This is a genomic window from Blastocatellia bacterium, from assembly GCA_035573895.1.
GTDB lineage: Bacteria > Acidobacteriota > Blastocatellia > HR10 > HR10 > DATLZR01.
The window spans coordinates 1-7,612 of sequence record DATLZR010000045.1 but is presented as its reverse complement, the minus strand read 5'-3'; the positions used below and the strand labels follow the sequence as shown (position 1 = coordinate 7,612).

Annotated in this window: 7 protein-coding genes; 3 read left to right on the top strand and 4 right to left on the bottom strand. The window is 59.5% G+C overall.

Annotated elements, in window-relative coordinates:
- Positions 1-893 precede the first annotated feature (893 nt).
- The gene (locus tag VNM72_05185; protein ID HXF04794.1) at positions 894-1,139 is read left to right on the top strand and encodes a type II toxin-antitoxin system VapC family toxin; all 246 of its coding nucleotides are present in this window, start codon (positions 894-896) and stop codon (positions 1,137-1,139) included.
- A gap of 298 nt (positions 1,140-1,437) precedes the next feature.
- Positions 1,438-1,611, top strand: a complete 174-nt coding sequence (locus VNM72_05180) for a hypothetical protein (GenBank protein HXF04793.1) — start codon at positions 1,438-1,440, stop codon at positions 1,609-1,611.
- A gap of 134 nt (positions 1,612-1,745) precedes the next feature.
- Here the strand turns inward: VNM72_05180 and VNM72_05175 are convergent, their stop codons facing one another.
- The gene (locus VNM72_05175; protein ID HXF04792.1) at positions 1,746-1,919 is read right to left on the bottom strand and encodes a hypothetical protein; all 174 of its coding nucleotides are present in this window, start codon (positions 1,917-1,919) and stop codon (positions 1,746-1,748) included.
- Positions 1,920-2,321: 402 nt separating this feature from the next.
- Between VNM72_05175 and VNM72_05170 the strand changes: the two genes are divergently transcribed.
- Positions 2,322-3,554: a hypothetical protein gene (locus tag VNM72_05170; protein HXF04791.1), complete on the top strand. Its 1,233-nt coding sequence runs from the start codon at positions 2,322-2,324 to the stop codon at positions 3,552-3,554.
- Positions 3,555-3,651: 97 nt separating this feature from the next.
- On the opposite strand, the gene VNM72_05165 is transcribed toward VNM72_05170, so the two are convergent.
- The 3 genes from VNM72_05165 to VNM72_05155 all read right to left on the bottom strand — a co-directional run.
- Entirely contained in the window at positions 3,652-4,479 is an 828-nt protein-coding gene (locus tag VNM72_05165) for an SDR family NAD(P)-dependent oxidoreductase (GenBank protein ID HXF04790.1), read from the bottom strand.
- Positions 4,480-4,564: 85 nt separating this feature from the next.
- Positions 4,565-5,488 (bottom strand): branched-chain amino acid transaminase, encoded by a 924-nt coding sequence (locus tag VNM72_05160; GenBank protein HXF04789.1) that lies wholly within the window; start codon positions 5,486-5,488, stop codon positions 4,565-4,567.
- A gap of 141 nt (positions 5,489-5,629) precedes the next feature.
- Positions 5,630-7,612: DNA-directed RNA polymerase subunit beta' (locus tag VNM72_05155; GenBank protein ID HXF04788.1), on the bottom strand; the 1,983-nt coding region annotated here is incomplete at its 5' end.

Sequence of the window (7,612 nt, the reverse complement as noted above, 5' to 3'; positions counted from 1 at the left end):
GGTGATTTTCGAAGGGATAAACTGAGATGCGTCATCAACGACATCCGGGAACGCCCGGAAACCAGGAAAATTTCACCACGGATGAACACGGATGGGTGCCGATCCGTTCCCTCATCCGTGTGGATCCGTGTCCATCCGTGGTGATCATCACAGAAATCGCCTATGTGCTAACCGACGCCAACGAGGGATATCGAACTCGATAACATCTCTACAGTTGTCACTCCAGCAGGTCTCGCTGGTAGGAGAGACTGGATGGGCAGCCCGCTAGGGCCGCCCATCCGCTTCCACCAAGCAAGGGGGATTCACGGCGAGGCCCCTGTATGGCTTGCTGGGGCCATTGTAATGAACAAGAGCTTGCTATCTGTCAGGCAACTTGACGACCGGATTAGATGATGGAACGGTGATCCAGATCACGTATCAGGTGAGGGTCCCGGCAACGGCACCGTGTCCGACAACCTTGGCCAATCAGGGCAACGGTCAATCACACGAGGATGAGACGGGGCGCAAGTGCCGATCACGATCCGGGATTGAAGAAGAAATGGCGCATACTGATTGTGAATTGCCGATTGAGAAGGTCACGCATCACAAGTGCTGATCCCCTGTCAGATACCCTTATGTTGCTTCTTGAAGCGAAGACTGTTACACTGACCGAGGAGGTGGAGTTAAGGATGATCAAAACCATTAAGGCGCGCTATCACCGAGGTCGTCTTGAACCATTAGAGCCGCTGGACCTAGGAGAGGGTGACGAGGTAGTGGTCACAATCAGGCATTCCACCCGGTGAGAATCCAACGGCGGCCACAGCGGGGGCGTGGAAAGACTTACTCGATTGTCAGGTGTTTGAGCGAGAGGTGTATCAGAACCGGGTCCTTCAGACCCGCCCTCAGGTGCGCCTATGAGTCCGACTCACCTGCTGGATACGGGTTGGATCGTCCGCCACCTGCGTGGCGCAAAAGCTTACACTCGAACCCTCCTCAAGATCGGAGCACCGCAACTGGCCATCAGTATCGTCTCGCTGGCCGAGTTGTATGAGGGCGTCTACCGTGCCACCAACCCGACTGCTGCCGAACAGCCGCTCCTCACATTCCTCACCGACAAGACGGCCCTACCGATCACTGACGACATCTGCCGTCTCTTTTGAAAAACACCGCGCCCGGTTGCGCCAGCGTAACCTGCTCATCGGCGACATGGATCTGCTTATTGCCGCAACCTGTCTCCACCATAACCTAATGCTGCTCACCACAAACCGCCGCCACTTTCAGCGCATTCCGGGTTTGCGCACCACTTCCACACCGATCCCTTAAAGAAAGGGATCAGGTTTGTATCACGATGGAGGGAACAGAGAACGACCGGCAGTATGGGAAGAGGTCCCCGCATGTCCCTGTGCTGAGCACCATCACCGGTTATTGTGCCGAGCCAGGGGGTCTAGGGGATTTGAGATGACCGAAACGCGCATCAGCATTGCACGAACCTACCTGTTTCGCGCCGCCAGGAGCGCCCGCTTCCAGCGGGCTCGTTGCTGGCTGGACCAGGCAGGTCCGGGAGACCCGCGCTCCCGGGAAAAGCCGTTCTTCTTCCGCGACACCAGGCACATACACGCGAACATTCACTAATCTCACCAGTGCTACACATTTGGTGCAATTAGGGGCAACCACGGTTTAGAACCTATCCCCCAAGGATAGGAGCCCCTCCAGAGGCAGATGAGTCGCGGTCTGGAGACGCTCCTAACGGGTTTTGGGATACGCTCTTAGAGCTGCCGGTAGAGTAGCTCCGCCAAAAGGCGCTGCTGTTTTTCCGAGAACAAATCATCCACAGGCGTTTCATCCTCGGTGACCGAAGTCTCGACCCTGGCCATCAGCTCCTCAATCGCCGCCACCAGCTCCTCCGTCCTGGAAGGAATCGCTTCGACCGGTGTCGCCATAATTCTTCCATCACCGTCCTTGCGGCAAGCTTGCCAGCGCACCCCTCTTACACCCATCCTGTTGCCTCGTCGTCAAGTGGAGCTGAATTCCTCGTCTCCGCGTGTCGCACGACCATGCGATTGCCGAGACGAACCCGGTAGGGTAACGCAACGGTTTCACACCTGAGGGGAATCCGCCCAGCACAATTCAAGGGAACGCTTTGCCCGGGCCCCGGGTGTTTTTTGCTAACCTACCGGAGCCGGAGCGCCCGCGCGGACCCTGAATTCAGCACCGACGGATTTTTCCGCGCCCGGAATTTCCGTTTAAAAGGTGACGCCTGAAATGGAGGTGTTGCCTCAGTCCGGTACGCCTTGTTATCCTTTCGGTCGTAGGAAGGTCGCTTCAGCGGAAAGGAGGTCTCTATGACAAAGTTCCTCGCCACAGGGAGCCTTATGCTTTCTCTTTTGATTTCGCTGGTACCGGCCCAACTGGACCAACTTCAGGTCCGACTGGTGATTCCTGGAGCGACGTTGGTGACCTTGAACGGGACGTCGGATCCGGCTCGTGCGCTTCCGGGGCGGCTTCTGGCGACGGCGAATAACCGCCTCTTCTTCACGCTCATCTCCGATGCGACGAACACCGACATCTACGAGGTTTACTCGATCACGCCCCGGGACTTCGTGAAGGTAACCGATACCCCCACCCTTCGAGAGAAAGTGGATGCCCTCAATGGGTCGGATCCTGCTCCGGCAGGGATGACCGTGCAAGCACTGGACGTTGATAGTGATGGTCATCTCCTGATCCTCACCGATGGACCGAATTCCGGGGCCTCGCCCGAACGGGCGTATCTCTTTCGCGTGGACCTGCGGACGAAATCCGTCGCGTTGATCTCAGGGCTTGATGGGTTGTCCGGTGTATCGTCTCTTGAGGGAAGTACGGCGATGGCCGTTTGGGAGACGACCGCTTATATCACTCTGAACGACTTTTTCGGTTCGATCACCGGCGATAGCATCGTCACGATTGATGTGCACGCACCTGATGGAGGGAAGACTCCGGCCACTCTGCTCACAAGTGCCTCTCAGCTTATGGCGGCAGTCGGCGGCTCCCCGGATGCGATCGCCCTCAACGACATCGCCGTGCGGTCGGCGACGCAGACTCTCGTCGTCCTCAACAGTGGGAGTCGGGATGCGACCGATGACATTCTGGAGGTCATTCCCATGACGGGTCAGGTCTCCGTACTTGTGGCGGCGACAGATATAGAAGCTGACCTGGAGATACCCGATGTCGGTTTCAGCGGGATTGATGTCGGCCCGCGTGATCTCATCTATCTGGCCAATGCTTTTGGAACGCCGGGATACCTGGCTACACGGGCGATCATTGCGCTGGCCGATGCCGCCGGGGGACGAGCGACCGCCTCGGTCTACGCCTCGGAAAGAGAAATTCTGAGCGTGCCGAGCATCCGCGACATGGCGGGCAACACGCTCAGGCAGCTTGGCTTTGTCAACGGCGGGCTGGGGGTTCATCCGATCACGGGCGAAGTCTTTTTCACCGAGACGGACGTCCGTGATCCTGCCGCTCACACCAACGGGATCATCGGCGTTCAACGAGTGACCGGGATGGAGCCTCCGCCTCCCCCCTACAGAAGCCGACGCTGACGAAGGTGGGCCAGCGTATAAGACTGCGAGGAGCGTGCCGGAAGGAGCCGCTCCGAGCGGAGTGTTCTGCCGCCGGACGAGATCGTTGTAAGCTGCGCTACTCAGGCGCGCGGTGGCGGGCAAAGAAGTCCTGGAGAGGGGCCAGTTCTTCCGGCCAGTGAATGACGCGCCCCTCCATCCCTCCATCCACGTAGATGGCTTGACCGGAGATGAAGCGGGCGCATTTCTCCGAGCAAAGGAAAACGACCAGAGGCGCGATATCCTCCGGCAGCGGCACCTCCCAGGCGATGGCTCGCGTCTGGAAGGAGCGCAGGATGGTTCGTTGCTCGACGCCCTTCATCATGCGGGTGAGCGTCCACCCGGGAGCGACGATATTCACGGCGGCATAGGGGGCCAGTTTGACGATCTCGTTTTTGAGCGAGAGCATGAAGGCCAGAAGAGCCGATTTGGCGGCGGCGTAAGCGGCATTATACGCTTCGCCGAATTTAGCCGCCGTCGAGGAGATGATGACGATGCGTCCGCTTTGCTGGCGCTCGACGATCGGAAGAAACTCCCGAACGCAAAAGAAAACGCCGCGCACATTGACTTCAAAGATGCGGTCCCAATCGGATGTGGGGAAGTCCTTGATGCCGACGGCGGTGTGAGGAGAGATGCCGGCGTTGGCGATGAGAAGATCGAGGCGTCCCCACCGGGCCACGGCCGCCTCGAAAAGGCGCCGCACCTGTGCCTCGTCTCGAAGATCGGCTCCGAGGACGAGGCTCTCCACCGCCAGCTCTTGCTGCAATCGCTCCGCAGCGGCTCGGTTCGTGTGATAGTGGATGACGAGCTTGACTCCTTCGTCCGAGAGTGAACGAGCGATCGCTCGACCGATCCCTCCCGACGCCCCCGTCACAAGTGCCACTTTATCTTTCAGTCCGAGATCCATCGTCGTCCCTCACATCCAAGAACACATGCTCCCTTCACGACTTCCTCGTGCAACACCGACCGATTCCCGGGTGCGCCTTCGTGGGCTAGGTCACAAATGTCAACCAATCATCGGGCGCTTCCTTCCTGCCCGAAGTGATGGCGAAGAATTCCTCCTGGAGGTGTCGGGTGATGGGGCCGCGTTTGCCCGAGCCGATGGGGATTCGATCAATCGAGCGAATGGGTGTGATCTCGGCAGCGGTTCCGACGAAGAAGACCTCATCGGCGATGTAGAGCATCTCGCGGGGGATGGGCGTCTCCGTCACCTCGAAGCCGTTCAGCCGACAGAGATGAAGAATGGTATCGCGGGTGATGCCGGGCAGCACTGACGCGCTCAGCGGGGGCGTCAGGAGCTTCCCGCCCATGACGAGGAAAATATTCTGGCCGCTGCCCTCGCTCACATAGCCATTGGCATCGAGAGCGATCCCCTCGGCGAAACCGTTGAGGACGGCCTCCATTTTGATGAGCTGCGAGTTCATGTAATTGGCCGCCACCTTCGCCAGCGCCGGGAGCGTGTTCGGCGCGATGCGCGTCCAACTCGACACGCAGGCATCCACGCCCTGATCAAGAGCGTCTTCGCCGAGGTATTTTCCCCACACCCAGCAAACGATATACGTCTCCAGCGGACAGGACAGCGGATTGACGCCGAACACACCATAGCCCCGCAGGACCAGGGGGCGAATGTAACACTCGCTGACCTCGTTGATGCGCACGAGGTCCTTGCAGGCCGTCGTCAGCTCGTCCAGCGAGTAGGGGATGTCCATCCGGTAAATATGGCAGGAATTGAGCAGTCGCTGAAGGTGATCCTTCAAGCGGAAGATGGCCGGCCCCTTTGGGGTGGCGTAACAGCGAATTCCCTCGAACACCGTCGAGGCATAGTTGACGGCATGCGCCATCACGTGAATTTTGGCATCCTCCCAATCAATGAACGTCCCATCATGCCAAATCTTCCTGGTGATCCTCTGCTCCATGATCGTTTCTCCTGAGCAATCTGGCCGACACAAAAGAAGCCGCCGTGAGAGGCTCACGGGCGGCTCCTTGTCGCACCTGAATGAACCACGGTTCTCTCGTCAGTGGGCGAGGACCTACGAGGACTTCTCTCGGGGCCCCGCCTATTCCTCGGTGACGTTTTCCTCCATATCGGAGGTCTCGGCGATCGTCATCGTCACGTCCTTGAGTAATTCGCTTCGTTCATCCTCGGCCATGGGGGCAACGGCCGCTTCCTCGGCTTCGCGGTCAACCGGGATTTCCACCTGACGATAATACTTCATGCCGGTTCCGGCGGGAATGAGGCGACCGACGATGACGTTCTCCTTGAGCCCCCGCAGGTAGTCAATGCGTCCGCTGACGGCGGCTTCAGTGAGCACGCGAGTCGTCTCCTGGAAAGAGGCGGCGCTGATGAAGCTATCGGTTGAGAGACTGGCTTTCGTGACGCCGAGCAACAGGGGTTCCGCCTGTGCCGGTTTGCCGCCCCGTCGGATGACGCGCTCGTTCTCATCGGCGAAGTGGAAGCGGTCCACCTGTTCATCGAGGACGAAATCGGTATCTCCCGGATCCTTGATCTTGACCCAGCGGAGCATCTGACGCACGATCACCTCGATGTGCTTATCGTTGATGGTGACGCCCTGCTGCCGGTAGACCTCCTGGATCTCGTTGACCAGATATTTCTGCACGGCTTCGATGCCGAGAATGGCCAGGATGTCGTGGGGGTTCAGCGGGCCGTCAATGAGCGGATCGCCGGCGGTGACATAATCACCGTCTTGCACGTTGAGGTGGGTCCCGCGCGGGATGGAGTATTCGCGGACCTCGCCGTCATCGCCGATGACCTGAACCTTCTGCACGCCGCGTTGAATGCCCAGCACCTTGACGCGACCGGAGATCTCCGCCATCACGGCCGTTTCCCGAGGACGGCGAGCTTCAAACAGCTCGACCACACGGGGCAGACCGCCCACGATGTCCTTGGCCTTGGCCGTTTGCCGAGGGATCTTGGCGATGACATCGCCGACTGCGACGCGCACTCCTTCTTCCTCCTGGAGGGTGACATCTCGCCAATCCTCGCGTCGTTCTTCGCGTTTGCGGCGTCGCCACTCATCGAAGTCGTTCACCATGATGATGGCGCGGATCGGCAGGTGCTGGACCTTGATGAGCTTGCCGTCGTCGTCGCGCAGCTCGATGCGCGGTTGCAGCTTCTCGTCGAGCGATTCGATGACGGTTCGATAGGCCAGTCCCGTCACCTTGTCAACCTCCTCGCGGAAGGTCACATTCTCGATCAGGTCCTTGAAGTGAACGGTCCCCGCGACATCGGCCAGGATCGAGAAGGTGTAGGGGTCCCACTCCACCAGCCGCTGATCCGGCTCAACCGTTTGTCCCTCGGTCACCCGGATGATCGCGCCATAGGTCACCGGGTAGCGTTCGATCTCGCGCCCGCGATTGTCAATGATAGCGATATGTCCGTTTCGGTTCATGGCGATCAACTCGCCCTTGCGGTTGCGAATCGTCCGCAGGTTCTCGAACTTGACCACACCGCCCCGACGGGCTTCGTGCGACGATTGCTCCTTGATGGCGCTGGCCGTGCCGCCGATGTGGAAGGTGCGCATGGTCAACTGGGTGCCGGGCTCTCCGATGGATTGAGCGGCGAGGATGCCGACGGCCTCTCCGATCTCGACCATCTTGCCGGTGGCGAGATTCCGCCCGTAGCAGAGGACGCAGACGCCCCGTCGAGATTCGCAGGTCAGCACGGACCGGATCTTCACCCGCTCGATTCCCGCGTTCTGAATCTCATTGGCCAGGTCCTCCGTGATCTCCTCATTGGCATGGACGAGGACGCTGCCCTCAATGGGATCAACGACGTCTTCGAGGGCCACGCGCCCGATGATGCGGTCTCGCAGCGGCTCCACGATCTCGCCGGCATGGATGATGGCTTCAGCCCAGATGCCCTTGACCGTCCCGCAGTCGTACTCGGTGACGATCACATCTTGGGCGACGTCAACGAGCCGTCGAGTCAAATATCCGGAATCGGCGGTCTTGAGCGCCGTATCGGCCAATCCCTTGCGCGCCCCGTGCGTGGAGATGAAGTACTGGAGGACGTTCAACCC